This is a genomic window from Stenotrophomonas sp. SMYL89 (genome assembly GCF_036319985.1).
Classification (GTDB): domain Bacteria; phylum Pseudomonadota; class Gammaproteobacteria; order Xanthomonadales; family Xanthomonadaceae; genus Stenotrophomonas; species Stenotrophomonas maltophilia_Q.
In genome coordinates this window covers 186,521-204,446 of record NZ_JAWIRW010000007.1, presented here as the reverse complement: position 1 = coordinate 204,446, position 17,926 = coordinate 186,521, and the positions used below count along the sequence as shown (strand labels likewise).

The following is a 17,926-nucleotide window of genomic DNA, read 5'->3' as shown; positions in this document are numbered from 1 at the left end:
CCCACTCAACGGTCATTCCAGCGCGTAGCGCAGGGTGAACAGCACCGCCACCAGCCACACCGCCGGATGCACTTCGCGCCAGCGCCCGGTGCCGGCCTTCAGCGCGGCATAGGCGATGAAGCCGAACGCCAGGCCGTTGGCAATCGAGTAGGTGAACGGCATCGCCAGCGCACACAGGGCCGCCGGCACCGATTCGGTCAGGTCGCTCCAGTCCACTTCCACCAGCTCGCGCAGCATCAGGCCGGCGACGAACAGCAGCGCCGGTGCGGTGGCATAGCTGGGCACCATCGCTGCCAGCGGCGAGAACAGCAGTGCCGCCAGGAACAGGGCCGACACCACCAAAGCGGTCAGGCCGGTGCGGCCGCCCACCTGCACGCCAGAGGCGCTTTCAGCGAAGGCGGTGGTGCTGCTGGTGCCAAGCAGCGAGCCTGCAACAATCGCGGTGCTGTCGGCCAGCAGCGCGCGGCCGAAACGCTTCTGCGCGCCCGGCAGCTTCAGCAGGCCGGCACGGCCGACCACGCCATACAGCGTGCCGGTGGCATCGAACACTTCCACCAGCACGAACACCAGCACCACCTGCAGCAGCACGGCGATCGGTGCGCCGCCGTCATGGTGCAGCAGGCCCGGCAGGTCCAGCTGCAGGAAGGTCGGGGCCAGGCTCGGCGGCAGCGAAACCAGGCCCTGGTACTGCACGTCGCCCAGCGCCCAGCCCGCGCCGGTCACGGCCAGGATGCCGATCAGGATCGCACCACGGATGCGCCGTGCTTCCAGTACCGCGATCAGCAGGAAGCCGGCCAGCGCCAGCAGCGGCGGCGCCGTGTTCAACGGACCCAGCGCCACCAGCGTGTCTTCATTGCCGACGATCACGCCGGACTTCTGCAGCGCGATGATCGCCAGGAACAGGCCGATACCGGCCACGATGGCCGAGCGCAGCGATGAGGGAATGCCCGACACCAGCCATGCGCGCACACCGGTCAGCGACAGCACCAGGAACACCAGGCCGGAAATGAACACCGCACCGAGCGCCTGCTGCCAGGGCAGGCCGGCGGCGCCGACCACGGTGAAGGCGAAGAACGCGTTCAGGCCCATGCCCGGCGCCATGCCCACCGGGAAGTTGGCGGCCAGCGCCATTACCGCCGAACCCAGCGCGGCGGCCAGGCAGGTGGCCACGAACACCGCGCCGGCATCCATGCCGGTGGTGCCGAGGATCTCGGGGTTCACGAAGACGATGTAGGACATCGTCAGGAAGGTGGTGACACCGGCCAGCAGTTCGGTGCGCACGGTGGTGCCGTGCTGCTGCAGCTGGAACAGGCGCTCGAACAGGGACATCGCAGATCTCTCATGCCTGCACACCCTGCCGCCCCTGGGGACCTGCGGGTACGTCGCCAGGCGGTTAGAAGTGGTAGTTCAACTTCAGCGTAACGCTGCTGTAGTCGGTATGGAAGCTGCGACGGGCCGCAGCCGGGTAGTTGGGATCTTCCAGGGTCACCGGGCTGGAACCCAGGTGGGTGTAGCGGTACTCGGCACCGGCCGAGAGGCGGTCGTTGAAGCGGTACAGCACGCCTGCCGTGGCGTGGGCGCCGGTGGACACGTGCGAGGCGCGGGTCTCGAATTCGGCCACGCGGCAGCCGTTGGTGGCCTCCACCAGCGACTTGTCGCAGCCCAGTGTGAATTCCTGCCGGGCCACCGTCACGCCGGCACCGACGTAGGGCAGCCAGCGGCCCATCGCGCGGCCCAGCGTCACATCAACGGCGCCTGCGCGGGTCACTGCATCCTTGCCGTGGTACGGGCTGTACTGGTGCTGCTCGCGGTCCTTCCAGTCGCGCGCGACGTTGCCGAAGGACAGCGAACCTTCCAGGCCCACCACGATGTTGTTGTCGAACTGCCAGCGGCGGCCGCCCTGCACGCCGCCGGTGAAGCCGCGGATGCTCTTCTCCGATGCGTTGGCGTTGCTGCGGTCCTTGCTGTGGCCTTCGCCGTGCGACGCCTGCACGCCGAAGTAGTAGCCTTCCCAGTCGGTGGTTGCGGCCGTGGCGGTGCCCGACAGCAGCAGGGCTGCCGTGGTGATGATCAGTGTTTTCATTGCGGTTTCCTGCGTTGGGGGATGAAGCGGGCGCGTAGGAAAACCGATGTGGGCGAGTGAATACATACAACGAATTGCAAAGCGAGACTGCGACAGGGTTTCACGCCTGTTTGGGCTCGGACGTTCATCAGCGGTTGAATTCCGACCGGCGAAAACACCTTGAAAAACTGGCGACAGGAAGGCCTGAAAGACGAAAGGCCGCGCGAGCGCGGCCTTTCGTTTCCTGCGGTGCGGCTTACTTCAGCGCCTTGAAGCGCAGGCGCTTCGGCGCCGCGTCGTCGCCCATGCGGCGGCGCTTGTCTTCTTCGTACTCGCGGTAGTTGCCCTGGAAGAACTCCACGTGCGAGTCGCCTTCGAACGCCAGGATGTGGGTCGCGATGCGATCCAGGAACCAGCGGTCATGCGAAATGACGAAGGTGTTGCCCGGGAACTCCAGCAGCGCATCTTCCAGCGCACGCAGCGTTTCGATGTCCAGGTCGTTGGACGGTTCGTCGAGCAGCAGCACGTTGCCACCCTGCAGCAGGGTCTTGGCCATGTGCAGGCGGCCACGCTCACCACCGGACAGCGAACCGACCATCTTCTGCTGGTCCTGGCCCTTGAAGTTGAAGCGGCCGATGTAGGCGCGCGACTGGATCTCGATGCCGTTGATGTTGAGGATGTCCAGGCCGCCGGCGATTTCCTGGAAGACGTTGTGGTTGCCTTCCAGCGCGTCGCGGCTCTGGTCCACGTAGGACAGCTTCACGGTCGGGCCGACCACGATCTCGCCGGTATCCGGCTTTTCCTGGCCGGTGATCATCTTGAACAGGGTCGACTTACCGGCACCGTTCGGGCCGATGATGCCGACGATGGCGCCGGCCGGCACCAGGAAGCTCAGGTTGTCGAACAGCAGGCGGTCGCCGAACTTCTTGGAGACGTTCTTGAACTCCATCACCGCATTGCCCAGGCGCTCGCCCGGCGGGATGAAGATTTCATTGGTCTCGTTGCGCTTCTGGTAATCGACCGACTGCAGCTCTTCCAGGCGGGCCAGACGGGCCTTGCCCTTGGTGCGGCCGCCCTTGGCGTTCTGGCGCGACCACTCCAGTTCCTTCTGGATCGCCTTCTGGCGAGCCTTTTCCTGGTTGTCTTCCTGCTTCAGGCGCTCGTCCTTCTGGGTCAGCCAGTCGGTGTAGTTGCCCTTCCACGGAATGCCGCGGCCGCGGTCCAGTTCCAGGATCCACTCGGCGGCGTTGTCCAGGAAGTAGCGGTCATGGGTAACGGCCACCACGGTGCCGGTGTAGCGCGCCAGGAACTGCTCCAGCCATTCCACCGACTCGGCGTCGAGGTGGTTGGTCGGTTCGTCCAGCAGCAGCATGTCCGGCTTCTGCAGCAGCAGGCGGCACAGCGCCACGCGGCGCTTCTCACCACCGGACAGCTTGCCGACGATGGCATCCCACGGCGGCAGGCGCAGCGCATCGGCCGCCACGTCCAGCTGGTTTTCCAGGGTGTGCGCATCGCCGGCGGCCAGGATCGCCTCCAGGCGCTCCTGTTCCTTGGCCAGCGCGTCGAAGTCGGCGCCTTCCTCGGCGTAGGCGGCGTACACCGCTTCCAGCGCGGCCTGGGCCTGCAGCACTTCGCCCACGCCTTCCTCCACCGCTTCACGCACGGTCTTGGTCGGGTCCAGCTCCGGTTCCTGCGCCAGGTAGCCGACCTTGATGCCCGGCTGCGGGCGGGCTTCGCCCTCGAAATCGGTGTCCACGCCGGCCATGATCTTCAGCACGGTGGACTTGCCGGCGCCGTTCAGGCCCAGCAGGCCGATCTTCGCGCCCGGGAAGAAGGACAGCGAGATGTCCTTGATGATCTGCCGCTTGGGCGGGACCACCTTGGACACGCGGTTCATGGTGTAGATGTATTGCGAGGACATGCGGTCTCCGTAGGCGCGGCCCTGCGCCCGGTCCGTCACGGGAAGATCCCGTTGCGGCAGTGGGCACAGACTGAAATGGAATACCGCCAATTATAGCCGGAACCGGTTCCGGGCCGCGCCCGGGTGGCGCCGCCGGGCTGGCTATCGCCTGAATACTCCGTCACAGTCCCGCAGCGGGAAGCGTTTCCAGCCGGAAACGGTTCAGATCGGGTGGGCAATATGGGCTCACCACCCACCCGAGCAGAGGTCTGACATGCGCATCAATCGAGTAATGGCCGGCGCCGTGGCCTCTGTGCTGGCGCTGGGCGCCGTGGCCCCGGCCTTCGCCGACAATGACCATCGCGGTCGCGACCATGACCGCCGCGAGTGGCGGGAGGATCGCCGTGAGTGGCGCCAGGACCGCCGTGACTGGGAGCGCGACCGCCGCGAGGCCCGGCGCGACTACCGCCAGGATCGCCGCGAGTGGCACCGCGACCATGACCGCTACTACCGCCCGGCGCCGCCGCGCGTGGTCTATCGTCCGGCACCGCCGCCGCCGCGCTATGGCGGCTACGGCTGGCGGGTCGGTTCCCCCTACCGCGACTACTACCGTGGCCCGGTCTACGTGGTGAACGACTACCCGCGCTACCACCTGCGACGCCCGCCGTACGGGCATCACTGGATCCGCGACGACCGCGGCAACATGCTGCTGGTGGCCATCGCCACCGGCGTGATCGCCCAGTACGTGCTCAGCGGGCGCTGAGGATCGCGGCCGGGGTCGGATCCCTTTCCAACGGAAAGGGCTCTGAGCCCACACCATCAATCGAAACCATACGGGGCCGGATTCCTTCGGGGATGCCGGCCCCGTCTGTTTCGGCCCCAGCAGGCCGGTGCGGGGCTACAATCGAGGGCTGAGTCGTATCCCCTTTCCCTGCCTGCTGGAGTACCCGATGTTCCCGCGTGACGTCCGCATCGAATCCTACGATCCCGAACTGGCCAAGGCCATCGCCGCTGAGACCCAGCGCCAGGAAGACCACGTCGAGCTGATCGCCAGCGAGAACTACACCAGCCCGGCGGTGATGGAAGCGCAGGGCAGCCAGCTGACCAACAAGTACGCTGAAGGCTACCCGGGCAAGCGCTACTACGGCGGCTGCGAATACGTGGACATCGCCGAGCAGCTGGCGATTGACCGCCTCAAGCAGCTGTTCGGCGCCGATTACGCCAACGTGCAGCCGCACAGCGGTTCGCAGGCCAACCAGGCCGTGTACTTCGCGCTGCTGCAGCCGGGTGACACCATCCTCGGCATGAGCCTGGCCCACGGCGGCCACCTCACCCACGGTGCCAAGGTGAATGCCTCGGGCAAGCTGTTCAACGCCGTGCAGTACGGCGTGAACGACCAGGGCCTGATCGACTACGACGAAGTCGAGCGCCTGGCCCTGGAGCACAAGCCGAAGATGGTCGTGGCTGGTTTCTCGGCCTACTCGCAGGTGATCGACTGGGCGCGCTTCCGCGCCATCGCCGACAAGGTCGGTGCCTACCTGTTCGTGGACATGGCGCACGTCGCCGGCCTGGTCGCCGCCGGCGTCTACCCGAGCCCGCTGGAACACGCGCACGTGGTCACCTCGACCACCCACAAGACCCTGCGCGGCCCGCGCGGCGGCATCATCGTCGCCAAGGGCGCCGACGAAGACCTGGTCAAGAAGCTGCAGTCGATCGTGTTCCCGGGCATCCAGGGCGGTCCGCTGATGCACGTCATCGCCGGCAAGGCCGTGGCCTTCAAGGAAGCACTGGAACCGGGCTTCAAGGCCTACCAGCAGCAGGTAGTGAAGAACGCCCAGGCGATGGCCAACACGCTCATCGCGCGCGGCTACAAGATCGTCTCCGGTGGCACCCAGAACCACCTGATGCTGGTCGACATGATCGGCAAGGACGTGTCCGGCAAGGATGCGGAAGCTGCACTGGGCAAGGCGCACATCACCGTCAACAAGAACTCGGTGCCGAACGACCCGCGTTCGCCGTTCGTGACCTCGGGCCTGCGCTTGGGCACCCCGGCGGTGACCACCCGCGGCTACGTGGAACAGGACTGCGTGGACCTGGCCAACTGGATCGCCGATGTGCTCGACGCACCGACCGATGAAGCCGTCATCGCCCGCGTGCGCGACGCCGTCAGCGCGCAGTGCCGCAAGTACCCGGTCTACGGCTGATCGAAGCAGGGGTCAGAGCCCTTTCCATGCGGAAAGGGATCCGACCCCGCAACCCGGATCGACGCAGGGGTCGGATCCCTTCCCGCAGGGAAGGGCTCTGACCCCAGTATCCGATTGATACTTTTTCAGAATAATCGTATGGCTTAGCTGACGGCGGGGTCTCAGGCTCGTGTAATCGCCTCAAGGGTCATGACCATGCGCCATCCACCTGCCAAGCAGTCGATTCTTCTTGCTCTACACTTTTGGCTGTTGTCCGTTCCCCTGGTTCTTTTCAGTTTTTATTTCGCATTCTTGATGACCTGGGGAGCTCTTCTTCGTGGCAGTGTTGTATTTCTGTCAATGATTGCGCTGTGGGCCCTGCTCTCGTTGCTTGCCCTGTCTTTCATTTACAGGCTGATCAATGCGTGGCATGAGCGCGGCACCGCCGGGCTACGGGAAAACTCGGAGCCGCTGAGTGCGATGGGGTTGATATGCGCCATGCAGGCCGGGTGTGCCATGTACATAGTGGTTGGACCGTTTGGCATGCTGTTTCTGCCTGTGTCCATAGCCTTGGGCGCCCCGTGGTTGACCCTTGTCTGCCACCTCCGATGGCTGACAAAGAAGGAGGTGGTGGAGTAAATGGCAGTCTGCGCGGGAACTTGCTCGCAGTCCGCTTCGCAGGCATGGTTGAGGCGTCAGGAGCCACAGCAGCCACGAAGCCCTTGACGTCAGCAAGGAGAGTCGAGCCTATGGATGAGCAGCAGCACAAACGATGGATGGGGATAGCAGGCCTGCTGGTGGGCCTGCCCACTGCGGCGGCAGGAGGCACCGTGGCGGTGCTGGGCCTGATAGCCGTCATGGACGGCAAGTATCTGTCCGGCAACGAGCCCGCGGTGATCGCGCTGTGGTCGTTGGCCGGGCTTCTCGGTCTGTTGTCATGGATGTGGCTGACCGGGCTCTTCCTGTGGCGCGGCCGCGATGGCCTGCGCCAATCCCCGCTTGTCGCATGGATTGGGCTGCTGCTGGGGACCTTCGCCGCGCTGGGCGTGGTCGCCGCCACGCTGTATTTCACCTTCAAGCATGGTGAGATAACGACGCTGGCCTTCTTTGGGCTTGGCCCGCCGTTGCTGGTGATGGCGGGGCACCTGGCGTGGCTGCGCTGGGGACGGTCTGCCCCCTGATGTCGGCAAGGCGGGCTGAGCCTCCCGCCACGCGCGCGCTGGGCGCGCTGCGCAGGCACTTCTGCGCAGACAGCATTTGCTGCTGAACGCCTTCTCAGGTACCTTTGCGACGCTGCCATGACCGTGGCAATTAGGTTGCCCCCTGAGCCAGGCGTTCCATGCATTGCCCCTTCTGCCAACATGCCGATACCCGGGTCATCGACTCGCGCGTCTCTGAAGACGGCGCGACGATCCGCCGTCGGCGTGAATGCGAAGCCTGCGGCGAGCGCTTCAGCACCATGGAAACGGTTGAACTGAAGCTGCCGGCCATCGTCAAGAGCGATGGCACCCGCGAAGCGTTCGACCAGCGCAAGGTGCGGGCGGGTTTCGACCGCGCGCTGCAGAAGCGTGCGGTGGCCGAAGACAAGATCGAAGCGGCGGTACGCGCGGTGGTTCACCAGCTGCGTATCAGCGGCGAGCGCGAAGTGCCTTCGATCAAGGTTGGCGAGTTCGTGATGAATGAACTGCGCAAGCTCGATCACGTGGGCTACGTGCGGTTTGCGTCGGTGTACCGCAGCTTCGAGGACGTAGCTGATTTCCGCGAGGAGATCGAGAAGCTGGAACGTGACCTGCCGTCCAGTACCGAACAGCTGCAGCTGCTGGGCGACGTGATTGCCCTGACCAAGAAGAAGAAGGGCTGACCGCTTCTGCCTTGGTGGGTGCCAACCTTGGTTGGCACAATGGCCTTTGCTCTGGTGGGTGCCAACCTTGGTTGGCACTGATGGCGTGGATCTACACCGTCAGCGTTACCATGGTGGCATGAGCACCTCGTTCTCCGTCCTCGACCACCTGCACATGGCCAACGCACTGCGCCTGGCCGAGCGTGCCGCCTACACCACCCGCCCCAATCCGATGGTCGGCTGCGTGATCGCCCATGGCGAACGCGTGGTCGGGCAGGGCTGGCACCAACGCGCGGGTGGCCCGCACGCCGAAGTGTTCGCGCTGCGCGAGGCCGGCATCGAGGCCCGCGGTGCCACCGCCTACGTCACCCTGGAGCCCTGCGCACACTACGGGCGCACGCCGCCGTGCGCGCTGGCGTTGATCGAGGCCGGCGTGTCGCGCGTGGTTGCGGCGATGCGCGATCCGTTCCCGAAGGTTGATGGCGGTGGCTTCGATCTGCTGCGCAATGCCGGCATCGAGGTCGCCGAAGGGTTGATGTCCGCGCAGGCACGCGAACTCAACAAGGGCTTCCTCTCACGCGTGGAGCGCAACCGCCCGTGGCTGCGGGTGAAGCTGGCCGCCAGCCTGGATGGCCGCACCGCGATGGCCGACGGCAGCTCCAAGTGGATTACCGGCCCGGCCGCGCGCGAGGATGTGCAGCACTGGCGTGCTCGCGCCGGCGCGATCCTGACCGGCGCCGACACCGTGCTGGCCGACGACCCGATGCTGACCGTACGCCTGGCCGATACCGACGTGATGCCGCCGCTGCGCGTGGTGCTGGATTCGCGCCTGCGTTCGCTGGAATGCAGCCGTGTGCGCGAGGGTGGGGCACCGACGTTGTACCTGCATGACGCAGCAGTAAGCGCACCGGATGCGGCCGACGCCGAATTTGCCAGCGTGCCGGGCAGCGGTGGCAGTTTGGACCTTGGTGCGGTGCTGGTCCTGCTGGCCGAGCGTGGCATCAACGAAGTGCATACCGAGGCTGGAGCCACCCTGGCCGGTGCACTGTTGCGCGGCGGCTGGGTGGATGAGTTGTTGCTCTACCAGGCGCCGACGCTGCTGGGCGATACCGGCCGCCCGCTGCTGGCTGGCCTCGGCATCGAGGCGATGGCCCAGCAGCACCGGCTGCGCGTGGTGGATCAACGCCAGGTGGGTGAGGACATGCGTCTGCTGCTGCGGCCGTAACGCAAGCCGATCATGTCGCGTCGTACCCGCCGGATGTGGCATCAAGGTTGGCGGGGCGAATGATCGCTGCGCATGTTGCAAGGCTCACAGGTCTCCAATGGCCTCCCAGGCATTTGCCGTACGCGTAGTTCATCAGCCCTGACCGCACGTGCACCTTGCCGGGCCCTGTTTCATGGGCATGTCAGGCCGCTGTATTCGAAATGAAGATGGGGCGATACCTGGTTGTTGCAGTAGGTCAATAGCTGGTGCTCATCCATGCCTTTCGCCGCATCCAGTATTTCGGCCTGGAGCGCATTGAAATGACCGATGCGATGCGGTGCCTGCTGGCTCACGCAGTTGCGGAGCCGATGCAGCGGCCAGTCACATGCAACCGATCCTGTGAGCCTGGGCGCTTCCTCCTCCAGCATGCGCCGGTCCCAGCCGTGGTAGGGAATGAAGGCGTCGAGCAGCTTCGCTTCCAGGCTGTTGGCACTGCGGCTGAGCCATGCGCCCTGGCCATGTCGGAAGAACTCCAGATCCCCGGAAATGCTGCGCGATCCTGATCCCCTCAGTATCCTGACCTGGCGACGGAAGATGTCGGCCATCTCGGCGGGAGCCGCAGCCCTGGAACCTGCCTTTGTTGCCTCCCGGTACCTGGCGTACAGTGGAGTCAGGTCGGGGACAGAGCAGCGATAGGACAACGTCGCTGTATTGGCGGTGGGGCCGGCGCGGGTGGATAGTGCGGTACAGGTCACGCGGCCCAGCCTGTCCAGCGATGCAGCGCCGATGCCGGGTGATTCAAAGCCAGCAGGCACCAGGAAGCGTTCGGCGGCCTCGTCATCGCCAATGCGCGCTCGCACTTCCTGCAGCCGATCGAGATAGCCTGGGGGCTGGAACGTACCCTTCCACTGCGCGTCGAGGGTGCGGCGGGCAACCGGGTCGGCAGCGAGCAGAAGCGAAAGATAAAGCTGGAAATTGGCGTCAATACCTGCGGTGATCTCGCCCGACGGCAGCGCATCCGCACGCTGCGTGGATGCATCGGGCGAGGCCAGGGCAGAGAGTGGCGCGCAGGTCAGTACGAGCAGTCGCATCATTTTCATGGGTGGACTCATGGTCGGTGGCGTTCCTGGAGTGCACGGCAGTGCGCGCGAGCCTCGTCGGGTCCCATCCCGCTGACCGTCTCTTCCAAGACATTCTGAAAGGTCGCGTCGTCTGATGAGGGATCGACGGAGTCGTGAATCCGTGCGGCTTTCAGTCGTGCGTCAAGCAGCAGGTCACACGCAGGAATGCCCGTACGGGCAGTGATGGACTCTGCCTCGATGCGCTCATTCCATTCCCGGAACGGCAGCATCTTCTGAAGCAGCGCCAGCCCGAGGAACATCATGTCGGTACTGGCCCAGGGACCGCCTTCGCCAGCACGGAAGAACTCGGCCGTGGTGTCGAACGTGCTGTTGGGAGCTTGGGTCAGCACTTGGGCAAATGCCATTTTCGCGGGTTGGATGGACGCGACTGCATCCACGGCCACGAATTGTTCGCGATGCTCGCGATAGGTCGCGAAGAAGCTGGAGACGTCTGGAACCCCGCAGTGGTAGCGGATCGTCACACGATCGGGAGAGCCGCTATCGGCGCGCTCGACCTCTTTGCAATGGATGGAGTGCCACCTGGCTTTGACAGCCATGGCAATGGGGTCATTGCTTCCCAGCGCAGGGCCTTGATGGATATGGAGCGCGTCTACGGTATCCCCGATTCCGGGGAACGCATGTTTACTGGCTGTCTGCAGGCTCTCCCTCAGTGCGGTTCGGGCTCGCTCGTCATCCTGGGTGACTACGCGTACGTACGCGTCAAAGGTCTCTTCCAGCGAGAGTGCGCCCGTGGGCGCGGCGGTCGCCGACAGCGACGTGCCGAGCAATCCGGTGATGATCGGTTTCAGCATGGCATGGCCGCGTCGCGTGGAATGGAACGCGAGGATCCCTGTACGTGGACCCTGGGTCCATGCAAGAAATCCGAAATTCCAGACCCACGGCGCCGGGTTCACGGGGCGCGGACTTTGGCCGTTCGACTCAGCGAGTCGCACTGCCTCCAGAGGACCTTGTTCCTGCGCAGTCGGGATGGCGGTGGACTGCATGCGCGTGCCTTGGTGGCATCGAGGATATCTGGCCGTCCGCGCGCCACCTTCGCCGGCAGGCCCCTCCCAGGCATCGTGAAGGTTGCCCGGACTCTCTGTCACACCATACCGGCACTGCCGCCGAAGGCTGACGGCAGCGGCGTAATGCCGGGCATGGCCTGGCGATATCGCTTACCGCCTCACGCGCATTCGTCAGTCCACATCATCTCGGCGATCGGGCGCAGTGCCTTGCACTCCTGCGTCATCTCCTCGGCCGACTGCACCTGTGCCTTGGCCTTCAGTTCCTCGGCCATCGCATCCACGCCGCTGATCTGGTCCGGCGCGATCTTCGCCACGCAGGCGCGGTGCTGTTGCAGCAGCAGGTCGCAGCCCGGTACGCCGGTTACCTTCGGTGCGCTGGCGGCCTCCACGTCCTGCATCCAGTCCTCGAACGGGGCCAGTGCGCCGGCCACGGTGCCCACCAGGTCATCGAAATTACCGCTGTACCAATAGCCGTTGTCCTTGGCCGGGTACAGGGTGAAGGTGCCGCTGACCGGCACGCGCGCGCCGCTCTGCAGCGCCTGGGTATAGGCATCGGTGAACTGCTTTCGCGAGGCCGGGCTGGCATCGGCGGCCAGGCTGGCAGCAAACAGCGGGCGCACCTTGCCCAGGTCGGGCACCTGGCAGCTGAAGCTGATGCGCGCCAGCTTCTGGTCTTCAACGTATTCGTTGTCTTCGATCACGCTCTTGGTCGCGCGGCACTTCGAATCGCGCAGGGCCTTGGCGTACAGCGCTTCGGTGGCGGCGGCGTCGGTCTTGTCACCGGCGCTGGCCAGCACGGTCTGCCACGGCTCGGCCAGGGCCTTGGCCAGGGCACCCGGGGTCGGGGTCACGGCGTCCTGGCCTTCGAAGGCTGGCTTCAGCGCATCGTTGAGCGTGCGGGTGGCGGCCGCGTCGTCTTCCAGCAGGGTGCGCGCGTACAGGTCGAAGGCCTGTTCGGGCGTCAGCGGGGCCGGGGCGGCACTGGCAAACAGCGGGGCGCACAGCACGGCGCTGGTCAGCAAGCTACGGGTGAGCGTCTTCATGACGGTGGTTTCCTGTTCCAGAGGCGCGCAAGACTAGCGCATCTGCCTGCACTTTCGATGGCGCCACGCGGCCACGTGCCGGTGTGCAGCGGCCAAAAAAAACGGGCCCCTTGCGGGGCCCGTTCGATCGCACGACGAGGAGCGATCGTTGGATCAGAAGCTGGCGCGCACGCCCACCGAGTACTGGGTGACGTCGCGGTAGCCGGAGATCTCGCCCACCAGGCCCCAGGTCTTGGTGAAGTTGATCTGGCCGCCGACGGTACCGACCCAGGTGCCCTTGAAGTTGTTGCCGCCATCCATGTAGCCGGCCTTGGCCCAGGCTTCGGTCATGCGCGACGGCTTGCCGCGGATACCCATGGTGACGCGGCCCAGGTTGGTGTGGTCCTTGCCGTGGTAACGCACGCCGTCATAGCGCAGGGTCGATTCGGCGTTCTGGCGCACCCAGGCGGCATCGGCGGTGAAGTCCACGCGGTCGGACCACGGCATGTGGTAACCAATGCCCAGCTCCGGCTGGTTCAGTTCCAGCTTCAGCGAATCTTCGCCGTAATGGCGGGTCTTGCTGGTACGCGACCAGCCGCCGAAGACGTAGACCTGTTCGGCCAGCGCGACCGAACCACGCAGGTAGCCGCCGTCGACCTTGGGGTCGTCCAGTGCGTTGTCGTCAACCTTGACCTGCGTCCAGCCACCTTCAACGTAGGTGTAGCTCAGGGCGTCGGCCGACGCGGTGAACGGGGCGGCGGCCAGCAGGGCGGCCACAATCAGGATCTTGCGCATGGGAATTCCTGTGAATTTCAGTCCATTGGCGGGCCTGCCCTTGCGGCTGCCCGTGGCGACATCATGTCGTCCGAGGTAGAATTTTAATGAAAGTTTTACAAATTGCGAGCGACGGGCGTCACAGCTGTGGCATCCGACCCCGTTCAGCCCGGGCTGTTACACTGGCTACGCCGGTTCGCCGGTACACAAACGTCTTCAGGGCGGGGTGCAACTCCCCACCGGCGGTAGGTGCGCAAGCACGAGCCCGCGAGCGCCCCGGCCCACGGCCGGGGGTCAGCAGATCCGGTCCAATGCCGGAGCCGACGGTCATAGTCCGGATGAAAGAAGACGGTGCCACAGGGCTCATGCCCTGCGTGCGCCTGTTTGCCTTGCGGCGTTTTTCGCTCACATTCCGCGGAGAACGTTACTTGTTTACTGGAATCATCGAAGGCGTCGGCCGTCTGGCCGCTCGCGAACCCATTGGCGGCGATGTCCGCTTCACTTTCAATGTCGGGACGCTGCCGTTTGACAACGTGCAGATGGGCGAGAGCATTGCCATCAACGGCGTCTGCCTCACCGTCATCGCATTCGACGCCTGCGGCTTCCAGGCTGATGCCTCCACCGAGACCCTGGGCCTGACCACGCTGGGCCAGCTGGGCGAGGGCGCGGTCATCAACCTGGAGCGCGCCATGCGCCCGACCGACCGCCTGGGCGGCCATCTGGTCAGCGGCCACGTCGATGGCCTGGGCCAGGTGCTGTCCATCCACGAAGATGCGCGCGCCCAGCGCTGGCGCTTCGCCGCGCCGGCCTCGCTGCGCCGCTACATTGCCAAGAAGGGCTCGATCTGCGTGGACGGCGTCAGCCTCACCGTCAACGAAGTGGACGATGAAGGCTTCGAAGTCGCCCTCATTCCGCACACCGTGGCCAACACCGCGTTTTCCGCTACCGGCGTGGGCAGCGCGGTGAACCTGGAAATCGATCTGGTCGCTCGGTATGTCGAGCGGTTGTTGGGTGAAGGAGCCCGCGCATGAACTTCGCACCCATCCCCGAAATCCTGGAAGACATCCGCCTGGGCCGCATGGTGGTCATCGTCGATGACGAAGACCGCGAGAACGAAGGCGACCTGATCATGGCCGCCGAGCTGGTGAAGGCCAGCGACATCAATTTCATGGTCACCCACGGCCGTGGCCTGGTGTGCCTGCCGCTCACCCGCACGCGCGCGGCCGATCTGGGCCTGGCGCCGATGGTGCAGGCCAATACCGCGCAGTTCCAGACCAACTTCACCGTCAGCATCGAGGCGGCCGAGGGTGTCACCACCGGCATTTCCGCGCATGACCGTGCGCACACCATCCGCACCGCAGTAAAGCCCAACGCCAAGCCGGCCGACCTGCACCAGCCGGGCCACATCTTCCCGCTGATCGCCCAGCCGGGCGGCGTGCTCACCCGCGCCGGCCACACCGAGGCCGGCGTGGACCTGGCCATGCTGGCCGGGCTGGAACCGGCCGGCGTGCTGGTTGAGATCCTGAACCCCGACGGCAGCATGGCGCGCCGCCCGGAGCTGGAAGTTTTCGCCCGCGAGCACGGCCTGAAGATGGGCTCCATCGCCGACCTGATCGCCTACCGCCTGGCCACCGAAAAGACCGTCGAGCGCGTCGACGAGCGCGACATCGATACCGAATTCGGCCCGTTCAAGCTGGTGACCTACCGCGACCGCATCGCCCACGACCTGCATTTCGCCCTGGTGCGTGGTACCCCGGACGCCGACACCCCCACCCTGGTGCGGGTGCAGGTGGAAAACCCGCTGGCCGACCTGCTGCACTGGCGTCGCGATGATTTCGGCGTGGCCGCCACCGATGCCCTGCGTGCCATCGACGCCGAAGGCAGTGGCGTGATGGTGGTGCTGCAGGCGCCGCGTGATGGCGAGGCCCTGCTGGCCCGCCTGCGCCAGCAGGCGGCGCCGGTAGTGCCGGGCAAGGACAAGGACGTGAGCCAGTGGCGCCGCAACGGTGCCGGCGCGCAGATCCTGTCCGACCTGGGCTTGGGCAAGCTGCGCGTGCTGGGCACCCCGCGCCGCCAGATCGGCCTGGCCGGGTACGGCCTGGAAGTGGTGGAGACGGTGGGCTGCTGAGGCCATTGGGAACCCTTGTAGAGCCGAGCCATGCTCGGCTCATGCGCCCAGCGCGGGGTTCTCCGGTCCGGTGCCAGACAGGGCAGCCGAGCATGGCTCGGCTCTACAGCAGGCTCCCTCAAGGTCCCCGCGAGCCACGGCCGGGGCCCATCCACGCTAGAATTACCCCCTTATCGAGTCCCCCAAGCCGCATATGAGCCACTACGAAGGCGATCTTCGCACTCCCGAATCAGCGCGCTTCGCCATCCTGGCCAGCCGCTGGAACGCCCGCATCACCGATACGCTGGTCGCTGGCGCCCGCCAGAGCCTGGCCGGCAACGGCATCACCGAAGCCAACATCGACGTGATCCGCGTGCCGGGTGCCTGGGAACTGCCGCTGGTGGCCGCGCGCCTGGCCGCCGCCCATGAACACGCCGCCATCCTCACCCTGGGCTGCGTGATCCGTGGCGATACCCGCCACTACGAACACGTGGCCGACCGCTGCGCCGAAGGCCTGATGCGCGTGCAGCTGGACTTCGGCGTGCCGGTGCTGAACGGCGTGCTGGCGGTGGAACGCGTTGAAGACGCCGAGGCCCGCGCAGGCGGCAGCCACGGCAACAAGGGCGAGGAAGTCGCACTCGCCGCATTGGAAATGGTCAATCTTCTGGAGCAGCTGCCATGAACAAGAACACCCAGGGCAAGCCCTCCGGTAAACCCGTCCGCCGCGATGGCGTCGATCCGGTGCTGCGCTCGCGCGCCCGCCGCCGTGCCGTGCAGGCCATCTATGCCTGGCAGATCTCCGGCGGCAACGCCCAGTCGCTGATCGCCCAGTTCGCGCATGAGCAGGCCCGTGAAATCGCCGACCTGGCGTACTTCGAAGCGCTGGTGCATGGCGTGCTCGACAACCGTCGTGACATCGACGAAGCCCTGGCCCCGTACCTGGACCGCGGCATCGAGGAAGTGGACGCGATCGAACGCGCGGTGCTGCGCCTGGCCGCCTATGAGCTGCGTTACCGCCTGGACGTGCCGTACCGCGTGGTGATCAACGAAGCCATCGAATCGGCCAAGCGCTTCGGTTCCGAACACGGCCACACCTACGTCAATGGTGTGCTGGATCGTGCCGCCGTGGAATGGCGCAAGGTCGAATCGGGTCACTGACCCGTTTCTGCTTCTGGTGGATGCCAACCTTGGTTGGCATGGGTGAAAACCCGCTCGACCGTTGCACGATGCGGGAACCTGCTTTGATCTTTGAACGGCGCGGGAACCTGCTTTGGACTTCGAACGGCGCGGGAACCTGCTTTGATTTTCGAATGGCGCGGGAACCTGCTTTGGTAGAGTCAACTGTTAGTCGACTGCCTTTCGATCAGCAGTCGGGGTGTCGGACGGGAGAGCAGTCGACTAACAGTCGACTCTACCCCGTCGGATTCCCACCGGTTCCATCCGATCGGTTTCCCATCGGTTGTCCCCCATCGGCACGATCCACCCGCGCCCGCCGCCCATCCATGCAACCCGCCGGAGCGCCCCCATGTCCCTGGCCGAATTCGCCCTCATCGACCGCATCCGCGCCCGCACCCTCGAGCGCGACGACATCCTGCTCGGCATCGGTGATGACGCCGCGCTGCTGCAGCCGCGCCCGAACGAACAGCTGGTGGTCACCGCCGATACGCTCAACAGCGGCGTGCATTTCCCGGCCGAAACCCCGGCGTTCGACATCGGCTGGAAGACGCTGGCCGTCAACCTGTCCGACCTCGCTGCGATGGGCGCGCGCCCGGCGTGGTGCACGCTGGCGCTGTCATTGCCCGATGCGAGCGAGGATTGGATCGAAGCCTTCGCCGACGGTTTCTTCGCCCTCGCCGACCAGCACGACATCGCGCTGATCGGTGGCGACACCACGCGCGGCCCGCTGTCGCTGTCGGTCACTGCGATGGGCCAGGTCGGCCGTGGCCAGGCACTGCGCCGCGACCGTGCACAGGTGGGCGACGATATCTGGGTCAGTGGCACGCTGGGCGATGCCGCCGGTGCGCTGCGCCTGTGGCAGCAGGGTGCGCTGAACGTGGCCACCGCCACGCTGCTGGCCGACTACGAAAGCCTGCGCCTGCGCCTGCTGCGACCGACGCCGCGCGTCACCCTCGGCCTGCGCCTGCGGGCGTTCGCGCATGCAGCGGTGGACGTGTCTGATGGCCTGTTGGCCGACCTGGGCCACATCGCCACGCGCAGCGCGGTGGCCGCGCATGTCGATGCCGATCTGTTGCCGATTTCGAATGCGCTGCGTGAGCTGCTGGGCCGTGAAACCGCCCGCGAATGCGCACTGCGCGGCGGTGACGACTACGAACTGTGCTTCACCGCCGCCGCTGACCAGCGCGATGCGCTGCATTACCTCGCCGAATCGCTGGACCTGCCGCTCACCCGTATCGGCCGCATCGCCGAAGGGCAGGGCGTGCATGTGGATGGCGAAGCCGCCGATGGTGGTTACCAGCACTTCGCCTGAAGCATGGCGGGGTCGGATCCCTTTGCAGCGCAAAGGGCTCTGACCCCAGCTTGGCGTCAGAGCGTTGCCATGGTAGGTGCCAACCTTGGTTGGCACTGATCTGTCAGGCCTCCTTGCCGGCCTCGTGTCGACCAAGGTCGACACCTGCCAGAGCGGGGGCGCGACAAACAAAAACACCAGGCATTGCCCGGCGTAATCGC

The 17,926-nt window shown here is 65.8% G+C and carries 18 protein-coding genes and 1 riboswitch; of the genes, 11 read left to right on the top strand and 7 right to left on the bottom strand.

Features of this window, described 5'->3' with window-relative positions:
- Positions 1-12: 12 nt before the first annotated feature.
- From V3B41_RS11490 to ettA, 3 genes are all read right to left on the bottom strand, one after another.
- Complete coding sequence (locus tag V3B41_RS11490) at positions 13-1,329, bottom strand: NCS2 family permease (RefSeq protein WP_049429488.1); 1,317 nt, start codon at positions 1,327-1,329, stop codon at positions 13-15.
- Between the two features lie 64 nt (positions 1,330-1,393).
- Complete coding sequence (locus V3B41_RS11485) at positions 1,394-2,083, bottom strand: outer membrane beta-barrel protein (protein ID WP_049429489.1); 690 nt, start codon at positions 2,081-2,083, stop codon at positions 1,394-1,396.
- A gap of 235 nt (positions 2,084-2,318) precedes the next feature.
- Positions 2,319-3,983 carry an energy-dependent translational throttle protein EttA gene (ettA, locus tag V3B41_RS11480; protein WP_005408049.1) on the bottom strand — a complete coding sequence of 555 codons (1,665 nt, stop codon included), beginning with the start codon at positions 3,981-3,983 and terminating at the stop codon, positions 2,319-2,321.
- Between the two features lie 253 nt (positions 3,984-4,236).
- On the opposite strand from ettA, the gene V3B41_RS11475 reads away from it, so the two are divergent.
- The 6 genes from V3B41_RS11475 (at position 4,237) to ribD (ending at position 9,210) form a co-directional block, all read left to right on the top strand.
- The gene (locus V3B41_RS11475) at positions 4,237-4,725 is read left to right on the top strand and encodes an RcnB family protein (protein ID WP_049429490.1); all 489 of its coding nucleotides are present in this window, start codon (positions 4,237-4,239) and stop codon (positions 4,723-4,725) included.
- Between the two features lie 187 nt (positions 4,726-4,912).
- Entirely contained in the window at positions 4,913-6,166 is a 1,254-nt protein-coding gene (gene glyA / locus V3B41_RS11470) for a serine hydroxymethyltransferase (RefSeq protein WP_049429491.1), read from the top strand.
- 189 nt (positions 6,167-6,355) lie between these two features.
- Positions 6,356-6,784, top strand: a complete 429-nt coding sequence (locus V3B41_RS11465) for a hypothetical protein (RefSeq protein WP_049429492.1) — start codon at positions 6,356-6,358, stop codon at positions 6,782-6,784.
- A 110-nt stretch (positions 6,785-6,894) separates the two neighbouring features.
- Positions 6,895-7,326 (top strand): hypothetical protein, encoded by a 432-nt coding sequence (locus V3B41_RS11460; RefSeq protein WP_049429493.1) that lies wholly within the window; start codon positions 6,895-6,897, stop codon positions 7,324-7,326.
- Positions 7,327-7,484: 158 nt separating this feature from the next.
- Positions 7,485-8,006, top strand: coding sequence for a transcriptional regulator NrdR (nrdR, locus tag V3B41_RS11455; RefSeq protein WP_004143350.1), 522 nt, complete (start codon positions 7,485-7,487; stop codon positions 8,004-8,006).
- Between the two features lie 118 nt (positions 8,007-8,124).
- Positions 8,125-9,210: a bifunctional diaminohydroxyphosphoribosylaminopyrimidine deaminase/5-amino-6-(5-phosphoribosylamino)uracil reductase RibD gene (gene ribD / locus V3B41_RS11450; RefSeq protein WP_049429494.1), complete on the top strand. Its 1,086-nt coding sequence runs from the start codon at positions 8,125-8,127 to the stop codon at positions 9,208-9,210.
- A gap of 170 nt (positions 9,211-9,380) precedes the next feature.
- On the opposite strand, the gene V3B41_RS11445 is transcribed toward ribD, so the two are convergent.
- The 4 genes from V3B41_RS11445 to V3B41_RS11430 all read right to left on the bottom strand — a co-directional run bounded on the left by V3B41_RS11445 (position 9,381) and on the right by V3B41_RS11430 (position 13,152).
- Complete coding sequence (locus V3B41_RS11445) at positions 9,381-10,289, bottom strand: hypothetical protein (protein ID WP_049429495.1); 909 nt, start codon at positions 10,287-10,289, stop codon at positions 9,381-9,383.
- A gap of 8 nt (positions 10,290-10,297) precedes the next feature.
- Positions 10,298-11,314 (bottom strand): hypothetical protein, encoded by a 1,017-nt coding sequence (locus tag V3B41_RS11440; RefSeq protein WP_152906582.1) that lies wholly within the window; start codon positions 11,312-11,314, stop codon positions 10,298-10,300.
- Positions 11,315-11,493: 179 nt separating this feature from the next.
- The gene (locus V3B41_RS11435) at positions 11,494-12,378 is read right to left on the bottom strand and encodes a hypothetical protein (protein ID WP_049429497.1); all 885 of its coding nucleotides are present in this window, start codon (positions 12,376-12,378) and stop codon (positions 11,494-11,496) included.
- Positions 12,379-12,531: 153 nt separating this feature from the next.
- Positions 12,532-13,152 carry a hypothetical protein gene (locus tag V3B41_RS11430; protein WP_049429498.1) on the bottom strand — a complete coding sequence of 207 codons (621 nt, stop codon included), beginning with the start codon at positions 13,150-13,152 and terminating at the stop codon, positions 12,532-12,534.
- A gap of 187 nt (positions 13,153-13,339) precedes the next feature.
- A riboswitch (FMN riboswitch) is annotated at positions 13,340-13,485 on the top strand.
- A 74-nt stretch (positions 13,486-13,559) separates the two neighbouring features.
- Between V3B41_RS11430 and V3B41_RS11425 the strand changes: the two genes are divergently transcribed.
- The 5 genes from V3B41_RS11425 (at position 13,560) to thiL (ending at position 17,726) form a co-directional block, all read left to right on the top strand.
- Positions 13,560-14,162, top strand: a complete 603-nt coding sequence (locus V3B41_RS11425; protein WP_049429509.1) for a riboflavin synthase — start codon at positions 13,560-13,562, stop codon at positions 14,160-14,162.
- Positions 14,159-15,259, top strand: a complete 1,101-nt coding sequence (ribB, locus tag V3B41_RS11420; RefSeq protein WP_049429499.1) for a 3,4-dihydroxy-2-butanone-4-phosphate synthase — start codon at positions 14,159-14,161, stop codon at positions 15,257-15,259. The genes V3B41_RS11425 and ribB overlap by 4 nt, the downstream gene beginning before the upstream one ends.
- A 193-nt stretch (positions 15,260-15,452) precedes the next feature.
- Positions 15,453-15,920, top strand: coding sequence for a 6,7-dimethyl-8-ribityllumazine synthase (gene ribH / locus V3B41_RS11415; protein WP_010481977.1), 468 nt, complete (start codon positions 15,453-15,455; stop codon positions 15,918-15,920).
- Positions 15,917-16,396 (top strand): transcription antitermination factor NusB, encoded by a 480-nt coding sequence (nusB, locus tag V3B41_RS11410; RefSeq protein ID WP_049429500.1) that lies wholly within the window; start codon positions 15,917-15,919, stop codon positions 16,394-16,396. The genes ribH and nusB overlap by 4 nt, the downstream gene beginning before the upstream one ends.
- Positions 16,397-16,763: 367 nt before the next feature.
- Positions 16,764-17,726: a thiamine-phosphate kinase gene (gene thiL / locus V3B41_RS11405; RefSeq protein ID WP_049429501.1), complete on the top strand. Its 963-nt coding sequence runs from the start codon at positions 16,764-16,766 to the stop codon at positions 17,724-17,726.
- Positions 17,727-17,926 lie beyond the last annotated feature (200 nt).